Source organism: Streptomyces sp. NPDC021019 (genome assembly GCF_044333295.1).
Lineage (GTDB): Bacteria > Actinomycetota > Actinomycetes > Streptomycetales > Streptomycetaceae > Streptomyces.
This window is the reverse complement of the sequence record NZ_JBIRQR010000004.1, coordinates 64,941-86,187: the sequence shown is the minus strand read 5'-3', so window position 1 is coordinate 86,187 and position 21,247 is coordinate 64,941. Positions and strand designations below refer to the sequence as shown.

General features: G+C 72.3%; 21 protein-coding genes. 12 read left to right on the top strand and 9 right to left on the bottom strand.

The window, feature by feature from the left end; all coding sequences use genetic code 11:
• Positions 1-47: 47 nt before the first annotated feature.
• From ACH4RG_RS22865 to ACH4RG_RS22845, 5 genes are all read left to right on the top strand, one after another.
• A complete protein-coding gene (locus ACH4RG_RS22865; RefSeq protein ID WP_398540063.1) occupies positions 48-545 on the top strand; it encodes a hypothetical protein in 498 nt (165 codons plus the stop codon).
• Between the two features lie 90 nt (positions 546-635).
• Positions 636-1,289 (top strand): class I SAM-dependent methyltransferase, encoded by a 654-nt coding sequence (locus tag ACH4RG_RS22860; RefSeq protein WP_398540062.1) that lies wholly within the window; start codon positions 636-638, stop codon positions 1,287-1,289.
• 88 nt (positions 1,290-1,377) lie between these two features.
• Positions 1,378-1,692 (top strand): hypothetical protein, encoded by a 315-nt coding sequence (locus ACH4RG_RS22855; RefSeq protein ID WP_398540061.1) that lies wholly within the window; start codon positions 1,378-1,380, stop codon positions 1,690-1,692.
• A gap of 439 nt (positions 1,693-2,131) precedes the next feature.
• The gene (locus ACH4RG_RS22850) at positions 2,132-3,013 is read left to right on the top strand and encodes a Bax inhibitor-1/YccA family protein (protein WP_397921187.1); all 882 of its coding nucleotides are present in this window, start codon (positions 2,132-2,134) and stop codon (positions 3,011-3,013) included.
• Positions 3,014-3,154: 141 nt separating this feature from the next.
• Positions 3,155-3,472 (top strand): hypothetical protein, encoded by a 318-nt coding sequence (locus ACH4RG_RS22845; protein ID WP_397921189.1) that lies wholly within the window; start codon positions 3,155-3,157, stop codon positions 3,470-3,472.
• A 27-nt stretch (positions 3,473-3,499) separates the two neighbouring features.
• On the opposite strand, the gene ACH4RG_RS22840 is transcribed toward ACH4RG_RS22845, so the two are convergent.
• The 3 genes from ACH4RG_RS22840 to ACH4RG_RS22830 form a co-directional block, all read right to left on the bottom strand.
• Entirely contained in the window at positions 3,500-4,366 is an 867-nt protein-coding gene (locus tag ACH4RG_RS22840) for a hypothetical protein (RefSeq protein WP_397921191.1), read from the bottom strand.
• 515 nt (positions 4,367-4,881) lie between these two features.
• Positions 4,882-6,102 (bottom strand): acetyl-CoA C-acetyltransferase, encoded by a 1,221-nt coding sequence (locus ACH4RG_RS22835; protein ID WP_397921193.1) that lies wholly within the window; start codon positions 6,100-6,102, stop codon positions 4,882-4,884.
• 173 nt (positions 6,103-6,275) lie between these two features.
• Positions 6,276-7,277 carry an SGNH/GDSL hydrolase family protein gene (locus tag ACH4RG_RS22830; protein WP_397921756.1) on the bottom strand — a complete coding sequence of 334 codons (1,002 nt, stop codon included), beginning with the start codon at positions 7,275-7,277 and terminating at the stop codon, positions 6,276-6,278.
• Between the two features lie 159 nt (positions 7,278-7,436).
• Between ACH4RG_RS22830 and ACH4RG_RS22825 the strand changes: the two genes are divergently transcribed.
• Positions 7,437-8,843: a cystathionine beta-synthase gene (locus ACH4RG_RS22825; protein ID WP_397921195.1), complete on the top strand. Its 1,407-nt coding sequence runs from the start codon at positions 7,437-7,439 to the stop codon at positions 8,841-8,843.
• 492 nt (positions 8,844-9,335) lie between these two features.
• On the opposite strand, the gene ACH4RG_RS22820 is transcribed toward ACH4RG_RS22825, so the two are convergent.
• Positions 9,336-9,752 carry a hypothetical protein gene (locus ACH4RG_RS22820; RefSeq protein ID WP_398540060.1) on the bottom strand — a complete coding sequence of 139 codons (417 nt, stop codon included), beginning with the start codon at positions 9,750-9,752 and terminating at the stop codon, positions 9,336-9,338.
• 194 nt (positions 9,753-9,946) lie between these two features.
• On the opposite strand from ACH4RG_RS22820, the gene ACH4RG_RS22815 reads away from it, so the two are divergent.
• Entirely contained in the window at positions 9,947-10,792 is an 846-nt protein-coding gene (locus tag ACH4RG_RS22815; protein WP_265601214.1) for a MurR/RpiR family transcriptional regulator, read from the top strand.
• A gap of 193 nt (positions 10,793-10,985) precedes the next feature.
• Entirely contained in the window at positions 10,986-11,525 is a 540-nt protein-coding gene (locus ACH4RG_RS22810) for a hypothetical protein (protein WP_397921759.1), read from the top strand.
• Positions 11,526-11,582: 57 nt separating this feature from the next.
• Here ACH4RG_RS22810 and ACH4RG_RS22805 read toward each other — a convergent pair whose 3' ends face one another.
• From ACH4RG_RS22805 to ACH4RG_RS22785, 5 genes are all read right to left on the bottom strand, one after another.
• Positions 11,583-11,957: a hypothetical protein gene (locus ACH4RG_RS22805; protein WP_397921200.1), complete on the bottom strand. Its 375-nt coding sequence runs from the start codon at positions 11,955-11,957 to the stop codon at positions 11,583-11,585.
• A 142-nt stretch (positions 11,958-12,099) separates the two neighbouring features.
• Positions 12,100-12,564 carry a roadblock/LC7 domain-containing protein gene (locus tag ACH4RG_RS22800; RefSeq protein ID WP_397921202.1) on the bottom strand — a complete coding sequence of 155 codons (465 nt, stop codon included), beginning with the start codon at positions 12,562-12,564 and terminating at the stop codon, positions 12,100-12,102.
• A 38-nt stretch (positions 12,565-12,602) separates the two neighbouring features.
• A complete protein-coding gene (locus ACH4RG_RS22795) occupies positions 12,603-13,412 on the bottom strand; it encodes a winged helix-turn-helix domain-containing protein (protein ID WP_397921204.1) in 810 nt (269 codons plus the stop codon).
• Positions 13,409-13,822, bottom strand: coding sequence for a hypothetical protein (locus ACH4RG_RS22790; protein WP_397921206.1), 414 nt, complete (start codon positions 13,820-13,822; stop codon positions 13,409-13,411). The genes ACH4RG_RS22795 and ACH4RG_RS22790 overlap by 4 nt, the downstream gene beginning before the upstream one ends.
• A 157-nt stretch (positions 13,823-13,979) precedes the next feature.
• Positions 13,980-15,362 carry an APC family permease gene (locus ACH4RG_RS22785; protein ID WP_398540059.1) on the bottom strand — a complete coding sequence of 461 codons (1,383 nt, stop codon included), beginning with the start codon at positions 15,360-15,362 and terminating at the stop codon, positions 13,980-13,982.
• A 134-nt stretch (positions 15,363-15,496) separates the two neighbouring features.
• Between ACH4RG_RS22785 and hutU the strand changes: the two genes are divergently transcribed.
• The 4 genes from hutU to hutI all read left to right on the top strand — a co-directional run bounded on the left by hutU (position 15,497) and on the right by hutI (position 21,187).
• Positions 15,497-17,155, top strand: coding sequence for a urocanate hydratase (hutU, locus tag ACH4RG_RS22780; protein ID WP_397928239.1), 1,659 nt, complete (start codon positions 15,497-15,499; stop codon positions 17,153-17,155).
• Positions 17,156-17,187: 32 nt separating this feature from the next.
• The gene (locus ACH4RG_RS22775; RefSeq protein ID WP_397921212.1) at positions 17,188-18,492 is read left to right on the top strand and encodes an allantoate amidohydrolase; all 1,305 of its coding nucleotides are present in this window, start codon (positions 17,188-17,190) and stop codon (positions 18,490-18,492) included.
• Entirely contained in the window at positions 18,483-19,850 is a 1,368-nt protein-coding gene (locus ACH4RG_RS22770) for a formimidoylglutamate deiminase (RefSeq protein ID WP_397921214.1), read from the top strand. Before ACH4RG_RS22775 ends, ACH4RG_RS22770 begins: the two co-directional genes overlap by 10 nt.
• A gap of 164 nt (positions 19,851-20,014) precedes the next feature.
• A complete protein-coding gene (gene hutI / locus ACH4RG_RS22765; RefSeq protein ID WP_398540058.1) occupies positions 20,015-21,187 on the top strand; it encodes an imidazolonepropionase in 1,173 nt (390 codons plus the stop codon).
• Positions 21,188-21,247 lie beyond the last annotated feature (60 nt).

Sequence of the window (21,247 nt, the reverse complement as noted above, 5' to 3'; positions counted from 1 at the left end):
CGGGGCGCGGGTTGCATCGCACGACTCGACGATCGACGGAGGACAGGATGACCATCGCAGCTCAGCCGCCCACCCTCGCCCGTACCAGCGATCCGGAACAGATCCTCAACGCACTGGCGCCGCACATCGAGCACCTCACGATCAACGTCGCGGACGGCGGCCCGCTGTGGGAGCGGGAGATCGCCCTCCTGCTCCGCGACAACACCATGGTCCGGAACATGGCGGAGAGGATCCTCGGCCAGGCCGTGGCGTACACGGTGTGCGCGATGGAGAACCCGGACGTCCACCTGGGCGTCGGGAAGCTGGTCGACATCGGGGTGCATCAGCTGATCCTCGACACCCCGGTGTACTTCGCGCTCTGCAAGGTCCACAACGGCGGCCGGTACAAGCATCACGCCCCGTTCATCCAGCGGCGGTCTGACGGCCTGTGCCTGCGTACCGCGGACTTCCTCGCGGCCGACGGCTGGGACGTCGACGCCGAGCTGTGGGCGATCGACGGGGCGAGCTGCTCGCCGTGTGACAGCAAGGCACCCGACAGCCACTGATCCGGGACTTCGGTCCCCCTACGCTGGCCCCTGTCCTCCGCCCGTGCGGAGGGCAGGGGCCTTCCCCGTCAACGCATCGAGAGAGGCACTGTGCCCGCACGACACGACATCGCAGCCGAGACCGAGCTGTGGGATACGTATGCCGGCAGCGCGTTCAAGGACGACATGCAGCCGGTCTTCTGCTGGACGCAGTACGCCGGGCACGGACCGGGGCCGGAGCTCCTGGGTGATCCGGGGACCGCGCTGGAGATCGGTTGCGGCACGGGCCGGGCGCTCGCCTTCCTGGCTGGGCGCGGGGTGAAGGCGACGGGCGTCGACCTGTCGCCGGTCATGGTGAAGAAGGTGACGGAGAGGTGGGCCGGCACCGGGGCCGACTTCGTCTGTGGGGAGGTGCTGGAGACCCTCGCCGCGGACACCGAGACCTATGACGCCATCTACTCGATCTTCGGCGCGGTGTGGTTCACCGACCCGGCCCGGCTGCTCCCGCTCGTCGCCGCGCGGCTCCGGCCGGGCGGGGTCCTCGCGTTCTCCCACCCTCCGGCGATCCCCGGGGCGTACGGGCCGCAGGGCATGTACAAGGGCGGGTTCGCCGGCAGGGCGCTCTACACCTACCGGTACAGCTACACGCCGCGCCGGTGGACCGGGCTGCTGGAGCGGGCGGGGTTCCGCGACGTCGACGCCCGGGTCCTCGACGCGCCGGAGGCCGGGCACATCGGGACGCTCCTGGTGACCGCTCGCCGCTGACCCTGCGCCCGGCTGCTCCCGGAGGCCCGGCGGGTGACTGCCGGGCCTTTGGCGTACGGGGGGTCGGGGCGGTCGCTAGTGTCGCCGCATGACGACCGACACCCCCGTCCCGGACTCCGAGGACGACGAGTTCCACCCCCTGACCCTGGCTACGCTGCGGGCGCTCCTGGAGAAGTTCAGTGACCTCCCTGGCGACACCCCGGTGATCCTCCAGCGGGATTCCGAGGCCAACGGGTACTCGCCGCTGGCGGGCGGCGGGGTGGGGATGTACGAGGCGCTTACCGGCCACAGCGGGGACGCCTACCCGACGTCTGAGGAGATCGCCAGAAGCGATGACTACGACGAGGAGGACGGGGCGCCGGAGAACGCCGTGCGCGTGTTCATTCTGCGGCCCTTGGGCTGACCGGTGACGCGGTCGGGCCCGGCAGATCACTGCCGGGCCTTCGTCGTGCTGAGGGTGCGCCAACCCGTGCGCCAACCCGTGCGCCAATTGGCGCACGGGGCCCGGCTGGCTCCCCCTGGTTGCCCCTGGTTGCCCCTGGCTGGGTCCGGTCGGGGATGGATATTGGCTGGTCCTGGCGTTTTCGCAGGTCAGAGGGTCAAGGCGGTGCGGGTTCGAGTCCGGCTCCGGGCACCACGCGCCGCACTGTGCGTGACCCGTACGGCCCAGGCAGTGACCGGCGTCCGGATAGGTCATCCCGGCCCGCACGGCAGCTCTCCCAGGCGCTCGGCGGCCGCCACTCCGGGCTGCCGCAAAGATCCTCCCCTGGCACTAGGGTGATTCTTTTGCCTACCCATTACTCTTGTGGCAAGGCCACGCAGTGTGGCCATGGAGGAGTGAGATGAGGAGCAGCAACCCGGTCTTCTCGCGACGGGGGTTCAGCCGCGACAACGGCCACGCGGGCTTCAACGCGACGCCGCAGGCCGGGGCCCCCGCGACGGGCAACCCGTACGCGCAGGGCACCGCCGCCAACCCGTACGCCACCAACCCCTACGCGCAGACGGACATCCAGGGCGCCCCGCAGGCGCCCGCCCGTCCCGACGTGATGACCATCGACGACGTGGTGACGCGTACGGCGATGACGCTCGGCACCGTGATCGTCGCCGCGACCGCCGCCTGGTGGACGTTGCCGGTCGACGAGGCGAACGTCGGCACGGCGATCGGCGTCGCCATCGGCGCCGCGATCATCGGCTTCGTGCTGTCGCTGGTGAACTCGTTCAAGCGCCGGCCCTCGCCGCCGCTGATCCTGACGTACGCGGCGTTCGAGGGTGTCTTCCTCGGCGTCATCAGCAACATCGTCAGTGTCTACTGGGCTCCCGGCGCCGCGATGCAGGCGGTGATCGGCACCATGGCGGTCTTCGCCGGTGTGCTGATCGCCTACCGGACCGGACTGATCCGGGTCACGCGCCGCTTCTACGGCTTCGTGATGGCGGCCGCCATCGGCTTCTCGCTGCTGATGATGGTCAACCTCCTGTTCGCCGTCTTCGGCGGCGGTGACGGCCTCGGCTTCCGCAGCGGTGCGCTCGGCATCATCTTCGGCATCGTGGCCATCGTCATCGGCGCGTGCATCCTCGCCCTGAACTTCAAGCAGGTCGAGGACGGCATCGCGTACGGCGCACCGCGCGAGGAGTCCTGGCTGGCGGCCTTCGGCCTCACCGTGACCCTGGTGTGGATCTACATCGAGATGCTGCGCCTGGTCGCGATCCTCAGCGGCGACGACTGACCGTCCGGCGAGCACCCGTAACACCCGCAGTACCCGCGACACCGGAACGGCCCGCAGGCATCGTGCCTGCGGGCCGTTCCGCGTTCCGTGCGGCCCCGCGGCGTTGGCAGCCGGGCGGGAGGGCCGCGTAGGGTCGGCCGGGTGCTCGATACGACGCCCCTGATCCTGGCCGTGGACCGTTTCGCCGACCGGCTGCGCTCGGCCCCGCAGAGCCGCCTCCAGCGCGGTGCGGCCGCCGAGGCGCTGGCCGCGGCCCGCGAACTCGCCGACCGGGCCCAGCGCCTGGAGAACCCGGACGCCGAGCCGCGTGAGCTGCCGGACGCCGGGATGTTCGCCGTGGGCGACCAACTCGCCGTCGCCGGGCGGGACCTGGCCGTGGCACTGGAAACGGCCCCGTCCCAGGAGCTGGACGAGGCCGTGCGGTATGTCGGGGAAGCGGCGGCGCGGGCGTTCGCGTGATGCGTGCGAGGGGCCCGCGCCCGGCGGTCAGAGCGAGGCGATGACGCGGTCGGCGAGGATGTACACGTTGTCCTCGCCGCAGGAGAAGGTCAGCGCGTAGGCGCCCGAGACTCCCGAACCGCCCAGCAGCACCGGCTGCCGGCCGGCCCGCAGAGCGTCGGCGAGGCGCTCGGCGGTCTCGCGGTGACCGGGGGTCATGCAGAGCGTGGTGCCGTCGGCGAAGACGTACACGTCGAGCGTGCCCAGCGGGCCGGGCCGTACGTCGGTCAGCTCGGTCGCCGTGTCGGCCAGCTCCTCCAGCCGGTGCACGGTGCGCTCGTGGTCGGTGACCACCGGTGTCTGTACGGGGATGAAGTCCGGGTGCGAGGGGTGGCGGCGGCGTGCGGCGGCCAGCTCGGGGGAGTCCTCGGGGAACTCCGCGATCTCCGGGAGGTCGGTCAGCTCGCCGACCTCGTGCTCCGCGAGGGTCCGCTCGCTCAGCTCCGCGAGCTCCTCCATCGCCTCGGCCGCTTCGAGGTCCATCGACTCCAGACCGGCGAAGTCGGCCTGCCGGGGCAGGTAGTACGGGGCGTCGTCGCCGAGGCCGGACAGGCCGCCCAGCAGGGACGGGGCGTCGGCGGCGTCACGGGCCTCCTGGGCGGCCCAGAAAGCGCGCGCCTCGGCCAGCTCGCGCTCGCGCTCCTCGGCGAGCGCTTCGGCGACGGCCGCGCGTATCTCCTCGGCGGGAGTGGCCGTACCGCGGCTCTGTGGCGGCACGGAAGCATGGAGGTCGTGACCGGCGGCCAGCTCCGTGCGCAGCGCCGCGACCTGCTTGCGCAGCCCGTGAGCGGCGTGCAGTGCGGCGGCGCCGACGGCCGTGGCAGCGGCGGTGGTCAGCAACAGGGCAAATGACATGGCGCTCACTGACATACTCCCGGTTTCTATCGATACCCCCGACTTCCTACATCAGCTTGGCCTGTACCGGTACGTGCTGTCAGTGCATTACGTCACGAAATGGACAGGTCTTTCGGTCCTATGTTTAGTCCCATATCGGCGCTGACCTGCGGAAACGATTCTCCCCCGGGGTGCAGATCACATCCTGGGGGAGATTCGGTCACGGTCGGAGCTCGGTGGGGTTCGAAACGCCCGCTGCACGGGAGCGGGGCCAGGGTTCCGGTGCGGGCAGGCGCCGCACTCGTACCTCGCACGACCCCTACCCTCCGCTGCGGCTCAGCTCAGCCGCTCGTGCTGGTGGACGCGCTGAGCTTCGCCTCCGCTGCGGGCAGGTGCCGCCTTCGTACCTCGCACGACCCCTACCCTCCGCTGCGGCTCAGCTCAGCCGCTCGTGCTGGTGGTCGCGCTGAGCTTCGCCTCCGCTGCGGGCAGGTGCCGCACTCGTACCTCGCACGACCCCTACCCTCCGCTGCGGCTCAGCTCAGCCGCTCGATCACCATCGCCATGCCCTGGCCGCCGCCCACGCACATCGTCTCCAGGCCCCACTGCTTGTCGTGGAACTGGAGGCTGTTGATCAGCGTGCCGGTGATGCGGGCGCCGGTCATGCCGAAGGGGTGGCCGACGGCGATCGCGCCGCCGTTGACGTTGACCTTGTCCAGCGGCAGGCCGAGGTCCCGGTAGGAGGGGATGACCTGGGCGGCGAACGCCTCGTTGATCTCGGCGAGGTCGATGTCGTCGATGGTCAGGCCGGCCCGCTTCAGCGCCTGCCTGCTGGCCTCCACCGGGCCGTACCCCATGATCTCGGGGGAGAGACCGGACACGCCGGTGGAGACGATCCGGGCCAGCGGGGTCAGGCCCAGCTCGCGCGCCTTGGTGTCGGACATGATCACCAGGGCCGCGGCGCCGTCGTTGAGCGGGCAGCAGTTGCCCGCGGTGACCAGGCCGTCGGGGCGGAAGACCGGCTTCAGCCCCTGCACACCCTCCATGGTGACGCCCGCGCGCGGGCCGTCGTCCTTGGCGACCACGGTGCCGTCGGGAGTGGTGACCGGGGTGATCTCCCGCTCCCAGAAGCCGTTCTTCAGGGCTTCCTCGGCGAGGTTCTGCGACCGTACGCCGAACTCGTCCATCTCCTGGCGGGTGACGCCCTTGGACCGGGCCAGGTTCTCCGCCGTCTGCCCCATCGAGATGTACGCGTCCGGCACGAGGCCGTCCTCGCGCGGGTCGTGCCAGCTCGCGCCGGACTCCTCGGCGCGGGCGGCGGTGCGGGCCTCGGCGTCGGCGAAGAGCGGGTTGTGCGTGTCCGGGAGGCTGTCGGAGTTCCCCTTGGCGAAGCGGGACACCATCTCGACGCCGGCCGAGATGAAGACGTCGCCCTCGCCCGCCTTGATCGCGTGCAGCGCCATCCGGCTGGTCTGCAGCGAGGACGAGCAGTAGCGGGTGACCGTACAGCCGGGAAGGTGGTCCATCCCCATCTGCACGGCGATGATGCGGCCGAGGTTGTTGCCCTGCTCGCCGCCGGGCAGGCCGCAGCCCAGCATCAGGTCGTCGATGTCCTTCGGGTCCAGCTCGGGAACCTTGGCCAGCGCGGTCTGGATGATCGTGGCGGTCAGGTCGTCGGAGCGCAGGTCCTTGAGGGACCCCTTGAAGGCGCGGCCGATCGGCGAACGGGCGGCAGAGACGATCACGGCTTCGGGCATCACGCGGCTCCAAGGGGCTGGAAGGCTGTGTGGACGGACGGAACTCCTCTGGAAGTTACCCGGACGTATCGTCGGGGTCACCCGGCAGGCCGTGTGATGCGGAACTCTTTTCTAAGCGCTTGCTCAGATGCCCTGCCGGTGTCCTGCGAAGTCCTGCCGGGTGGCGACGCCCCCTACGCGTGCCCGTGGGCGGCGTCCGGGTGCGGGTGCGGGGTGGGCTCCGTGGAGGCGGGCAGACGCCGCCGCCGACGGTGCTTGAGGAGGGCCCAGGGAGCGCGCGCCCCCGTGACCTCCGTACCGGCCTCCCGGGCCGCCTGGGACGCGGCCTTCGCCACCGGGAGGATGTCCTCGCGGCGTGCGCCGTCCAGGCGGTCGGTCTCCGGCCACAGGCCCAGCACCGCGCACAGCGTGGGCAGCACCGCCATGGCCGCCGTGGCGTAGCCCTCGGCGGAGGGGTGGTAGTTGTCCGGACCGAACAGCTCGCGCGGGTTGGCCGCGAACTCGGGGCCCAGCAGATCGCCCAGCGACACCGTGCGCCCGCCCTGCTCCACCGCGCCGATGGTCTGCGCGGCCGCCAACTGCCGGCTCACCCGCCGGGCCACCCAGCGCAACGGCTGGTAGACCGGTTCGATCGTGCCCAGGTCCGGGCAGGTCCCGACGACCACCTCCGCCCCCGCCGTCCGCAGCCTGCGCACCGCCGTCGTCAGACAGCGCACCGACTGGGTGGCGGGCATCCGGTGCGTGACGTCGTTCGCCCCGATCATGATCACGCAGACGTCCGGGACGCGTGCCGGGTCGGCCAGCAGCAGCGACACCTGCCGCTCCAGATCGTCCGACCTGGCCCCCGGCAGGGCCACGTTCCGCAGGTCCACCGGTCGCTCGGCCACCGCCGCGAGCCCCGAGGCCAGCAGCGCGCCCGGGGTCTGCCCGGCCCGCCGCACGCCCTGGCCGGCGGCCGTCGAGTCCCCGAGCATCCCGAGCCGCATCGCGTCGTTCGGCCCGGCGAACGCCACTCCGTACCGCCCGTCCGCGCTCGGCGGGACCGGAGCCGCCCCGCCGCCCACCTGCCTCTTCGCGAGCTGGACCTCCGCCAGGAACACGCCCACGGCGGCCGCACCGATCAACCCGATGCTGCCACCGCCGTAGGCCGCGCCCGCCGCGATCCGCCGTGCCACCCTTGCTCTCGACACAGTCCGGTCCACCTCCTCCTCGCCGTACAGCCGTACACGTACCTACTTGCCCCGCCGGGGGCTCGGTGTACTCCTTCCCGTACGCAGAGTGGGGCCTGTACGCATACTCTGGGCCGGACCATCTCGGAGATCCCGGAGTACACGGTGCAATTCCACGATTCGATGATCAGTCTTGTCGGCAACACCCCGCTGGTGAGGCTGCGCAACGTCACGACAGGTATCCAGGCGACGGTCCTGGCCAAGGTCGAGTACTTCAACCCCGGCGGGTCGGTGAAGGACCGCATCGCGCTGCGCATGATCGAGGCGGCCGAGCAGAGCGGGGAGCTGAAGCCCGGCGGCACGATCGTCGAGCCGACCAGCGGCAACACAGGGGTCGGCCTCGCCATCGTCGCCCAGCAGAAGGGCTACAAGTGCATCTTCGTCTGCCCGGACAAGGTGTCCACGGACAAGATCAACGTGCTGCGCGCGTACGGCGCGGAGGTCGTCGTCTGCCCCACCGCCGTTGACCCCGAGCACCCGGACTCGTACTACAACGTCTCCGACCGGCTGGTCACCGAGACGCCGGGCGCCTGGAAGCCCGACCAGTACTCCAACCCGAACAACCCGCGCTCGCACTACGAGACCACCGGTCCCGAACTGTGGGAGCAGACGGAGGGGAAGATCACCCACTTCGTCGCGGGCGTCGGCACCGGCGGCACGATCAGCGGCACCGGGCGCTACCTCAAGGAGGTCAGCGAGGGCGCGGTGCAGGTCATCGGCGCGGACCCGGAGGGCTCGGTCTACTCCGGCGGCTCCGGGCGGCCGTATCTGGTCGAGGGCGTCGGCGAGGACTTCTGGCCCAGCGCGTACGACCGCACCGTCACCGACGAGATCGTCGCGGTGTCCGACAAGGACTCCTTCCAGATGACGCGGAGGCTCGCCAAGGAGGAGGGGCTGCTCGTCGGCGGCTCCTGCGGCATGGCGGTCGTCGGGGCCCTGGAGGTCGCCCGGCGGCTCGGCCCCGAGGACGTCGTCGTGGTGCTGCTCCCCGACAGCGGGCGCGGCTACCTGAGCAAGATTTTCAACGATGAGTGGATGGCCGACTACGGCTTCCTGGAGAACACCGGTACCTCCGCCAACGTCGGCGCGGTCCTGGACTTCAAGGAGGGCCCGATGCCCTCCCTGGTCCACATGCACCCGGAGGAGACGGTCGGCGAGGCCATCGAGGTGCTCCGCGAGTACGGCGTCTCCCAGATGCCGATCGTGAAGCCGGGCGCCGGTCACCCGGACGTGATGGCCGCCGAGGTCATCGGATCCGTCGTGGAGCGGCAGCTGCTGGACGCGCTGTTCACCCAGCGCGCCTCGCTGACCGACCCGCTGGAGAAGCACATGTCGGCGCCGCTGCCGCAGGTCGGCTCCGGCGAACCGGTCGAGGACCTGATGGCCGTGCTCAGTGGCGCGGACGGGGCCGACGCGGCGATCGTGCTCGTCGAGGGCAAGCCCAAGGGTGTCGTGAGCAGGCAGGACCTGCTGGCATTCCTCGCCAAGGACGCGGGCACGACGAAGGCCTGACGGGCCGGAAGCAGGGGCAGGGCCGCGGCCACCTGACGGGCCGGGAGCAGGCCGGGTCGCGGCCCCTGACGGGCAGGCGGCGGCCTTCGCGATAGCGGCGGGCCTTCGCGAGAACGGTACGAGCGCGTCACGTCCGCGCAGCACCCGCTTAACACGGCTCCGGCATATTGATGGGTGTCGGCAGGGAAACCCGCCGACACTCAGAACGGCGACACCGGACTACGGAGCGGCTCCCGGACCTCCACCGTCGCCCGGATGCGGGCAACCGGCCCTGACCCGGACCGCGTCCCTCGCGGGGACCGCCGTCGTCCCGCCCCCCGGGCGACCGGGGGTGCGGCGGTCCCCGCGACAGACTTTGCGGACTTTGCGGACTTCGCGGACTTCGCAGACGACAGCGCGGCCGGACTCCCCGTGGGCCCGGCCGCGCTGTCATGCCCGGGCCCCGGTCACGCTCCGGGAGGCTCGTGCCGTCGTGGACGATCGTGGCGGCGCTCAGTCCCTCCAGTCGGACGGCGCGCGTTCCTCCCGGCGGCGGAACAGGCCGCCGCCCCGCGCCGCCTGGAACGCGTTGACCCCGACGATGCCGAGCCAGGCCACCACCAGCCCCTCGATCCCGGCGTTCGCGACGCCGATCGCGGACAGCGGAATGGCCAGGATCAGCGAGACGATCCCCAGCCCGTGCCGATCCCCGAAACCCCACGGCTCCGCCGGACGTGCCCCCCGGGCGACGGACATCTGCTGCTCGGCGAGCTGACGGCGGACCCGGCGGTCGAGCGTGGTGTCGAGCCGCTGCTCGACCTTCTCCAGGAACGAGTCGATGAGCGCGGTCTCGTACTCCGCGCCCAGCTCGCCGCGGGCCTGGAGGGTGGCGGCGAGCTCCTTCTTGAGCTCGTGGTCACGGGCTTCCATGCCTACGACGGTACGGAGCCGGATCCCCGCCCGCAGTGGGGCTAGCCCCCAGCTTTCGTGGGGTTAACCCCCCTGTCGGCACCGCGCCGTCCTGACCCCGCCCCGCTCCTGCATATGGACATACAGCGACCTTCCTGGCTGAATAGAACGGTCGGCGCCGGTCGTGGCGCGACGGATCCAGCAAGGGGACAGGCATGAGTGGGAGCAGCCCCGCCGCACGGTTGCAGCGGCTCTTCGAGGGCCACCGGCTCACGCCCACCCAGCGGCGTATCGCGCACTGCATGGTCCGCCGGGCCGCCGACGCGCCGTTCCTCTCCAGCGTCGAGCTGGCCGAGCTGGCCGGGGTCAGCCAGCCCTCCGTCACCCGCTTCGCCGTCGCCCTCGGCTTCGACGGCTACCCGGCGCTGCGCAGGCACCTGCGCGAGGTCGCGCCCGCCGACGGGGAGCAGGAGGACCCGGGGGAGACGTACAACGAGTACCAGCAGGCCGTCCGCGCCGAGATCGAGAACCTCCAGCACCTCTGTGACGTGCTCGCCGACCCCGCGCCCGTCGAGCGGGCCGGCCGGCTGCTCGCCGGCTCCCGGCCGCTGCCGGTGCTGGGGCTGCGCGCCGCCTCCTCGCAGGCGCGCGGCTTCGGCTACTTCGCCGCCAAGGTGCACCCTGACGTCCGGGTCCTCGACGAGGGCGGCAGCATGCTGCCCGACCGGATCGACTCCGCCCGCCGGGCCGGGGCCACCGTCCTGATGTGCTTCGCACTGCCGCGCCACTCCAAGGAGAGCGTGGACGCGCTCGCGTACGCCCGGGACCAGGGGCTGACCGTGGTGACGGTCGCCGACTCCGCGTTCGCGCCCGTCGCCAAGCACAGCGATCTGCTGCTCCCGGCGGCGATCGGCTCCGGGCTCTCCTTCGACACCGTCTGCGCGCCGATGCTGCTCGGCCGGGTGCTGCTGGAGGCGATGTGCGACGGACTCCCCGACGCCCAGGCCCGGTTGGAGGAGTTCGACGCCCGGGCGGCGGCGCGCGGTCTGTTCGTGGAGTGAAGGTCCGCGTCCGGCCCTCTCGCGGATTTTCTCAGGCATCGCTCATCTGCGGCGGTTAATCTCCGCGCCCAGAAGCGCCGCGGCATCGGCGGCGCGCCGGATCATGGATCGCGGAAACCGGGAACACGGGTTCGCGGCGTCGCGGAGTGAGAGGGGTAGGGACGTGGGACGCGGTGGGCAGTCGCTGGCGAGAGTGGCCGTGACCGTACGGGCAGGGGCGGCGCCACTGTGGTGGGCGGGTCTGGTGGCCGCTGGGGCGGGGGCGTTCGTGCCGGGGCTGACCGGGCGTCGGATCGGGCTGCTGGCCGGGGCGGCGCTCTTCATCGTCACCGCGGCCGCCGTGGCCCTGGCGCGCGGGAAGCGGTACGCGGAACTGGCCCGGAGCGCCTCCCGCGCCGGGCGGGGCGACTTCCTTCAGGACCGGGCCGTGACCGTACGGATGTGGCGGCGCGGGCGCAGATGGTGGCTGCTGGGAGCGTTCGTCGTCGCGGTGGCGTCCTCGTTCGCGCTGCCGGGGGCCGGCGGGCTGCTGCTCGCCGGGGCGGGTGCGGGCCTGTGGCTGAAGGCCGTGCGCATCGGACAGCGGGAGCGCCGTGAGGACGTCCTGTACTGGGTGCGCACCGACTGGACCGGGCACGGGGGTCCGGTGGGCAAGCGGGTGAAGGCGTTCCGGGCGACGGGGCCGGAGGCCGGGGACGCCGCGCCGGGCGGGGCGCGGCGTCGCCGCCGGTGAGGCGCGACCTCCTGAGGACCGAACCGAAGACCTCGCAGAGGTCGGACCGTTCCGGGATCAGACCTCCAGGCCCGCCTCGATCTTCTTCAGCTGGTGGCGGGCCATCGCCAGGTTCGCCCGGCTCGCGTCCAGCACCAGGTACAGGAACAGGCCGTTGTTGCCACGGGTCTTGAGCAGCCGGATCAGGTGGTACTGGGTGCCGAGCGTGATCAGGATGTCCTCGATCTCGTCCTTGATGCCCAGGTGCTCCATGGTGCGGAGCTTGGCGCGGACCACGTCGGTGTTGCCCGCGGCGGCGACCTCCAGGTTGAAGTCCTTGCCGCCGCCGAGCGTGCCCAGGGCCATCCCGCTCGTGTAGTCGACGAGGGCGACACCCGTGGCGCCCTCGATCGAGCTCATCGCTTCCTTCAGTGCCGCTTCGGTGTTCGCCATGGAGGCTCGTTTCCTTTCCCTGGCCGGTCGCGGTGACCGGGTCCGTTTCTGTGGTGGCCGCTGTGCGGGCCGGTGCGCGGGCTTCTGCGTGATGGCGTGAGTCCCGGGGGTGGTGGTGACGCTGCGGGTGGGGGCGGGCCGCCTATGTGGGGCGTTGCGGCAGGGTGCGGCCGGGCGCGGTGGCGGGGCGCGGGGGTGCGGTGGGGGCGGGGCGCTCCGCGCGTGGCAGCGCGGCGTCGACGAGTTCGCCGATACGGGCGCCCGCGCGGCGTCCCTCCAGATGGAGCCGGCCGACGTTGATGCGGTCCTCGGCCAGCAGGGTCAGGACGGCGGAGGAGCCCGCGGCGTAGGTGGCGATGTAGCCCCTGTCGCCGCGGACCAGCAGTTCGCGGAAGCCGCCCCGGCCGGTGGCGTCGGTCATCCGGATGGAGACGCCGAGGGCGGCCGCGGTGAGGGCGGCGACGCCCTCCGCCTCGACGCCCGGGGTGTCGTGGGCCAGGACCAGGCCGTCGGTGGAGGCGGCCAGCGCCCCGGAGAGCAGCGGGACCCGGGCGCGTAACCGCTGGAGCTCGACGAGGACATCACGCACTTCGGCCTCGGGCACCATCAGCTGTCTCCTCCCGGCACGCTGTCTGAGCGCGCGTATCACAGGGCCTCCAATGCGTCTCGGAGCCGGCGCAGCAGGCGGATGTCGGGGTCGGCGGTCACCTCGGGGAGCGTGATCCGGCCGGGTGCGGACGAGGCCGGAAGGGGCTGCGCGCGGACCGCCTCCACCAGGCCGGCTGCCGCGAGGCGCCGCAGGTCGACCAGGATGTGGAACGCCGAACGGCCCAGTGCCTGCGCGATGTCCGAGGCCGTACGGACCCCGTCGGCCAGCTCCAGGAGCCGGCGCTGCCGGGCCGGTACCGGAGCGTCGGACGGACGCGCCGCCGTCCGCAGCAGTGGCGCTCCGTCGCAGGCGGGGTCGGGCCAGATCCGGTCCAGGAACTCCCGTCTGCGCAGCGTCTCGCGTTCCACGGCGGCCACCGGGACCGGCCGCACCGGACCGATCCAGTGCGCGACCCCGTAGCGGAAGCGGGCGGGCGTCCCGGTCGGGGCGAGTGCGAAGAACGCGGCGTCGTACAGCGCGCCGAGATGGCACAACTCCAGGGCGCCGCCCGGCACATGACCGCTGTCGACGAGGTAGCGGCCGACCCGGCGGTGCGCCCCGGCCTGGGCCACGGCGTCCCACCACCCCTCGTGCCGCAGGGTCCCGCCGGCGGTGAGCAGGACATCGATGCCGGGGGTGGCGGGACTCTCGGCGTGCACCACCTGGCCGTCGGCGAGATAGAGCGTGCCGCGGTCGCGCATCAGGGCGCCGGTGGCGCGCTCGGCGGCGAGGCGCTGGAGCATCGGGGAGAGCACCGGGAGCCGCTCCGTGCCGGGGGCGTCGGGGTCGGCGGCTATCGCGCTCATGCCAGCACCAGGCGCTCGGCCAGCTCGCCCAGGCGCATCCGGGCGAGCGCGAGATTGCCCTCGGAGCGGTCCAGCCACAGATGCAGGAAGACGCTGCTGTCGAAGGCCGTCTCGACGAACCGGAGCAGGTGGTACCCGCCATGGGCGGTGACGATGACGTCCTCGACGGGGGTGCTCGGCGCCTGTCCGGGGTGCTCCGTGCCGCCGTCCGGGGCGAGGTGGGCGAAGGCCGGCTGCTCGGCGGTCATCCGGGCGACCTCCGCCGTCTCCGCGGCGGTCGCCTCGTGGTCGCCGTTGGGGGATTCCCCGATGGTGCCGAGCGCGAGACCGCTCGTCCAGTCGACCACCGAGGCGCCCCGGGCGCCGGGCAGCCTCATGACTTCGAGCAGGCACTCGTCGATTCCGGGCACGCGGATCTCCCCTCCCGACGTGGCGTACGGCTGTAACGCAGAGGCTACGCAACGTGCTTACGGCCGGTGGAGGTTCTGGCATTTTCCTTTGGTACATGCGGCTCGCGGTGTAAAGGAGCGGCCGGAACGCGGTGGCGGGGGCCTCGTCGTCGTCCCGTCAGGCGCCCACGGCGCCCGACTTCTCGCGGGCCGTCATCACCGCCTTGTTGACCACCCACAGTCCGATCCCGATCAGCAGCAGGACCCCGGCCCGGACGTACACATCGGAGCCCCGGTCGGCCAGCGGGCTCGCCAGGACCAGCGAGGTGAGCGCGCCGAGCACCGGAAGCGCCGTCGGGGTACGGAAGTGGTGGTGGCCCACCCGGTCCTTGCGGAGCACCAGCACGGCGATGTTGACGACGGCGAAGACGCAGAGCAGCAGGAACGAGGTGGTGTCGCCGAGCCCTTCGATCTCGCCGGTGGAGACCAGGCCGATGGCCAGGAGGGAGACGAAGACGATCCCGACCCAGGGGGTGCGGCGGCCGGCCAGCACCTTGCCCATCGCGGGCGGCAGGATGCGCTCGTTGGCCATGCCGTAGCAGAGCCGCGAGGCCATCATGATGTTGATCAGCGCCGAGTTGGTGACGGCGAACAGGGCGATCAGCGCGAAGAGTTTCGGCGGGAAGTCGACGCCCCCGGCCTTCACCACCTCCAGCAGCGGGCCGCTGGAGCCCGCCAGGGTGCGGGAGTCGACCAGGAGCGAGGAGACCAGGGCGACCAGGACGTAGACGGTGCCGGTGATGCCCACCCCGATGAAGATCGCGCGGGGGAAGGCGCGGGCGGGGTTCTTGGTCTCCTCGGCCATGTTGACCGAGTCCTCGAAGCCTACGAAGGCGAAGAAGCCCAGCGCGGTGGCGCCGAGCACCCCGGTGAGCAGGGCGTACCCGGTGCCGCCGGTCTCGATCTGGGTCAGCCGGGAGGGCTCGCCGTCGCCGCTGAACACGGCGTACGCGCCGATCGCGAGGATCACCGCGAGTCCGCTGACCTCGACCAGGGTCAGGACGACGTTCGCCTTCACCGACTCGGCGACCCCACGGAGGTTGATCGCGGCGAGGGCGAGGACGAACAGGATCGCGATCAGGGTCGGCGGCACCGCGTCGGTGAACTCCCCCAGGTAGTCGCCGCTGAACGCCCGCGCCGCCGCGCTCGCCGAGGAGAGGCCCGAGCACATCACCATGAAGGCCACGACGAAGGTCAGGAAGGGGACCTTGAACGCCTTCTGGGTGTAGAGCGCGGCCCCGGCGGCCTTCGGGTACTTGCCGACGAGTTCCACGTACGAGGCCGCCGTCAGCAGGGCGACGGCGAAACCGATCGCGAACGGCAGCCACAGCGCGCCGCCGACCTTGCCCGCCACGTTCCCGGTGGTCGCGTAGATGCCGGTGCCCAGGATGTCGCCGATGACGAAGAGGATCAGCAGCTTGGTGCCGAGGGCGCGCTTGAGCGGCGGCGATCCTCCGGGGTTCGTGGGATCGCCGGTCGTGGGGGATTCGGCAGTGCTCATCGACGCCTCCGGTCCATGCCGCGCATCACTGGCAGAACCTGTTCCCGGCCGCGACGCGAACCGCACCTGTTGACTACGACTATTCAGAGCATCAGGATGTGAATAGATTTTCACCGTCGCGAGGAGGCACCGCCATGTCAGGACCCCGCCCCGTACGGGCACCGCGCGGCAGCGCGCTGACCGCCCTGGGATGGCAGCAGGAAGCCGCCCTGCGGATGCTCCAGAACAACCTCGACCCCGAGGTCGCCGAGCACCCCGACAAGCTCGTCGTCTACGGCGGCACCGGGAAGGCCGCCCGCGACTGGCGCTCGTTCGACGCGATGGTCCGCACCCTTCGGACGCTCAAGCAGGACGAGACGATGCTCGTCCAGTCCGGGCGGCCGGTCGGCGTCATGCAGACCCACGAGTGGGCGCCCCGCGTGCTCATCGCCAACTCCAACCTGGTCGGCGACTGGGCCAACTGGGAGGAGTTCCGCCGCCTGGAGGCGCTCGGGCTCACCATGTACGGCCAGATGACCGCCGGGTCCTGGATCTACATCGGCACCCAGGGCATCCTCCAGGGCACCTACGAGACCTTCGCCGCCGTCGCCGCGAAGAAGTTCGGCGGGACGCTGGCCGGGACGATCACCCTGACCGCCGGACTCGGCGGCATGGGCGGCGCCCAGCCGCTCGCCGTGACCATGAACGACGGCGTCGCCATCTGTATCGACTGCGACCCGCGCGCCATCGAGCGCCGGATCGAGCACCGCTTCCTGGACGTGAGGGCCGACAGCCTGGAGCACGCCCTCCAGCTCGCCGTCGAGGCCCGCGACGCCCGCCGCCCGCTCTCCATCGGCCTCCTCGGCAACGCCGCCGAACTGCTGCCCCGGATGCTCGCCGAGAGCGCGCCCATCGACATCGTCACCGACCAGACCAGCGCCCACGACCCGCTGGCCTACCTGCCGCTCGGCGTCGACTTCGACGACATGGCAGGTCTCGCCGCCGACAAGCCCGCCGACTTCACCCGGCGCGCCCGCGAGTCGATGGCCCGCCACGTCGAGGCCATGGTCGGCTTCATGGACGCCGGCGCCGAGGTCTTCGACTACGGCAACTCCATCCGCGGCGAGGCCCAGCTCGCCGGGTACGACCGCGCCTTCGACTTCCCCGGCTTCGTCCCCGCCTACATCCGCCCCCTCTTCTGCGAGGGCAAGGGCCCCTTCCGGTGGGCCGCGCTCTCCGGCGAGGCCTCCGACATCCACAAGACCGACAAGGCGATGCTGGAGCTGTTCCCGGAGAACGAGTCGCTGCACCGCTGGATCAAGATGGCCGGCGAGCGCGTCCACTTCCAGGGCCTGCCCGCCCGCATCTGCTGGCTCGGCTACGGCGAGCGCGACAAGGCCGGCGAGCGCTTCAACGACATGGTCGCGAGCGGCGAGCTGGCCGCCCCGCTGGCCATCGGCCGCGACCACCTGGACTGCGGCTCGGTCGCCTCCCCGTACCGCGAGACCGAGGCCATGCTCGACGGCTCCGACGCCATCGCCGACTGGCCGCTGCTCAACGCCATGGTCAACGTCGCCTCCGGCGCCTCCTGGGTCTCCCTCCACCACGGCGGCGGCGTCGGCATGGGCCGCTCCATCCACGCGGGCCAGGTCTCCGTCGCGGACGGCACGAAGCTCGCGGGCGAGAAGATCCGCCGCGTGCTGACGAACGACCCGGGCATGGGCGTCATCCGCCACGTGGACGCCGGGTACGACATCGCCGAGAACGTCGCAGCCGACCAGGGCGTACGCGTCCCCATGACGGAGGGCAACTGATGCCGTCCGGCAGGCCCGGAGACAACCCCGGCATGTCCGAGAACAACCCCGGCGCGCCCGGGGGCGAGCCCGCCACCGCTCCCGGTACCTCGGGGGAGCAGTGGCGCGCGGGTGACTCCTTCCTCTCGATGTGGCGGGAGCTGGCCACCGTCGGACGCCACTCCGACAGCGGCGGTTACCGGCGCTACGCCTGGTCGCCGGCGGACCTCGACTGCCGGGCCTGGTTCCGCGCGCAGGCCGAGGCACGCGGTCTCGCGTACGAGGCCGACCGCAACGGCAACCAGTGGGCCTGGCTCGGCGACCCCCTGGCCGGGGACGCCGTCGTCACCGGGTCCCACCTGGACTCCGTCCCGGACGGCGGCGCCTTCGACGGCCCGCTCGGTGTGGTGTCCTCCTTCGCCGCGCTCGACGAACTCCACCGCAGGGGAGTGGAGTTCACCCGTCCGCTGGCGATCACCAACTTCGGTGACGAGGAGGGCGCCCGCTTCGGCCTGGCCTGCGTCGGGTCCCGGCTCGCAGCCGGACAGCTCGCCGTCGCCGACGCCCACCGGCTGCGCGACGCGGACGGGACCACCCTGCCCGCCGCCATGGAAGCCGCCGGATACGACCCCGGGGTTATCGGCCCCGACCCGGAACGGCTCGCCCGGATCGGCGCCTTCGTCGAACTCCACGTCGAGCAGGGCCGCGCCCTCGACCTGACCGGCGACCCCGTCGGCATCGCCTCCGCCATCTGGCCGCACGGCCGCTGGCGGTTCGACTTCCGGGGCGAGGCCAACCACGCGGGCACCACCCGCCTCGCCGACCGCCGCGACCCGATGCTCACGTACGCCGAGACCGTCCTCGCCGCCCGCCGCGAGGCCGAACTGACCGGCGCCCTCGCCACCTTCGGCAAGATCGCGGTCGAGCCCAACGGCGTCAACGCCATCCCCTCCCTCGTACGCGGCTGGCTCGACTCCCGCGCCGCCGACCAGGCCACCCTCGACGCCGTCGTCACCGGAATCGAGCGGGCCGCCCGGGAGTACGCCGAGCGGGCCGGGATCGACCTCGACGTCGTCCGCGAGTCGTTCACGCCCGTCGTCGCATTCGAGCACGCCCTGCGCGACGAGCTCGGCAAGATCCTGGAGGCGAGCGGCGACACGGGGCGTCCCCTGCCCGTCCTCGGCACCGGCGCGGGCCACGATGCGGGTATTTTGTCCGCCTCGGCGCCCACCGCCATGCTCTTCGTACGCAACCCCACCGGCATCTCGCACTCACCCGCCGAGCACGCCACCGAGGACGACTGCGCGGCCGGCGTCGAGGCACTCGCCGACGTACTGGAAGGTCTCGCGTGCAGCTGACACACCGGACGACGGGCGCACCCGTCACCGCGACGTACTGGATGGACCACGCCTGGCTCGGCACCCACGTCGAGCCGGGCGTCACCCTGGACGTCGCGGACGGCCGCGTCGCCGGGATCAGGACCGGGGTCGAGACCCCGCCGCCCGGCGCGACCGTGCTGCGCGGCCTGACCCTCCCCGGCCTCGCCAACACCCACTCCCACGCCTTCCACCGGGCCCTGCGCGCCACCGTCCAGGTCGGCTCGGGCACCTTCTGGACCTGGCGCGAGCTGATGTACCGGACGGCCTCCCGGCTCACCCCGGACACCTACTTCGACCTGGCCCGCGCCACGTACGCCGAAATGGCCCTGGCCGGTATCACCTCCGTCGGCGAATTCCACTATCTGCACCACGCCCCCGGCGGCACCCCCTACGCCAACCCGAACGCCATGGGCGAAGCGCTGATCGCGGCCGCCGCCGAGGCCGGGATCCGGATCACCCTGCTGGACACCGCCTATCTCGCCGCCGGATTCGGCGAGAAGCCCAACCGGCACCAGCTGCGCTTCTCCGACACCACCGCCGAGGCCTGGGCGGAGCGCGCCTCCCTCCTCAAGGGCGACGACCACACCCTCATCGGCGCGGCCGTCCACTCCGTCCGGGCGGTCCCGGCCGGACAGCTGGCCACCGTCGTGCGGTGGGCCGATGAGCGGAACGCCCCGCTCCACGTCCACCTCTCCGAGCAGACGGCGGAGAACGACGCCTGCCGGGCCGCCCACGGCCGCACCCCCACCCGGCTGCTGGCCGACCACGGGGTCCTCGGCCCGCGCACCACCGGCATCCACAACACGCACCTGACCGAGGCGGACATCGAGCTGCTCGGCTCCTCGGCCACCGGCACCTGTATGTGCCCCACCACCGAACGCGACCTGGCCGACGGCATCGGCCCCGCCGCCGCCCTCCAGAAGGCGGGCTCGCCGCTCTCGCTGGGCAGCGACAGCCACGCCGTGATCGACCTCTTCGAGGAGGCGCGCGCGATGGAGCTCAACGAGCGGCTGCGCACGCACATCCGGGGCCACTGGACGGCGGCCGCCCTGCTCCGGGCCGCCTCCGCCGACGGGCACGCCGCGCTCGGGCGCCCCGACGCGGGCGTGCTGGAGCCGGGTGCCCCCGCCGATCTGACCACCGTCGCCCTGGACTCCGTCAGGACGGCCGGGCCGGTGCCCCGACTGGCAGCGGAGACCGCCGTATTCGCCGCCTCCGCCGCTGATGTGCGGCACACGGTCGTGGCGGGCCGGCACATCGTCCGGGACGGCCGTCACACCCGGATCGAGGACGTGCCCCGGGCGCTCGCCGAGGCCGTGGCCGCCCTGCACCACTGACCCCGGGCCCGCCCGAGCCCCCGGACCGGAACCCGCCCGCAGAACCGGAACCGGACCCCGCCCGAGCCCTCGGGCCCGCCCGAGACCCCGCCCGCAGAACCGGACCGGAACCCGCCCGCAGAACCGGAACCGGACCCCCGGAACGCAAGGAGAACACTCTCCAGATGACGACCACCGCCGTCACCCACATCGCCAGTCTGGTCACCAATGACCCCTCCCTCGGCAACGGGACCCCCCTGGGCCTGATCCAGGACGCGGCTGTCGTCATCGACGGCGACCGCATCGTCTGGACCGGTGAATCCAGCAAAGCACCCGCCACTGACAACGTCCTCGACGCGGCCGGCCGCGCGGTGATCCCGGGCTTCGTCGACTCCCACTCCCACCTGGTCTTCGCGGGCGACCGCACCCAGGAGTTCAACGCCCGCATGTCCGGGCGGCCCTACCGCGCCGGTGGCATCCGCACCACCGTCGCCGCCACCCGGGCCGCCTCCGACGAGGAGCTCTCCGCCAACGTCGCCCGCTACCTCGCCGAAGCCCTGAGCCAGGGCACCACCACCTTCGAGACCAAGTCCGGCTACGGCCTCACCGTCGAGGACGAGGCCCGCGCCGTGCGGGTCGCGGCCCGCCACACCGACGAGGTCACCTACCTCGGAGCCCACATCGTCTCCCCCGACTACGCCGACGACCCCGCCGGGTACGTCGACCTGGTCACCGGCCCGATGCTGGAGGCCTGCGCCCCGCACGCCCGCTGGATCGACGTGTTCTGCGAGCAGGGCGCCTTCGACGGCGACCAGGCCCGCGCCATCCTCACGGCGGGCCGCGCCAAGGGGCTGCACCCCCGGATCCACGCCAACCAGCTGACGTACGGCCCCGGCGTCCAGCTCGCCGTCGAGCTCGACGCGGCGTCGGCCGACCACTGCACCCACCTCACCGACGCGGACGTCGACGCGCTCGGCCAGGGCGACACGGTGGCCACGCTGCTCCCGGGCGCGGAGTTCTCCACCCGCGCCACCTGGCCCGACGCCCGCCGCCTCCTCGACGCCGGAGCCACCGTCGCGCTCTCCACGGACTGCAACCCCGGCTCGTCGTTCACCTCGTCCATGCCGTTCTGCGTCGCGGTGGCCGTGCGGGACATGGGGATGACCCCGGACGAGGCCATCTGGTCCGCCACCGCCGGCGGGGCCGCCGCCCTGCGACGTACCGACATCGGCCGGATCACCCCCGGCGCCCGCGCCGACCTGGTCCTCCTCGACGCTCCGAGCCACGTCCACCTCGCCTACCGCCCGGGCGTCCCGCTGGTCCGCGCGGTCTGGCGGAGCGGACAGCGGGTGGTGTGACGGCGCCCCGGGGGGCCGGGGCCGGGACGCGTTCATGATCGAACGCTCCACGGGAGCGGG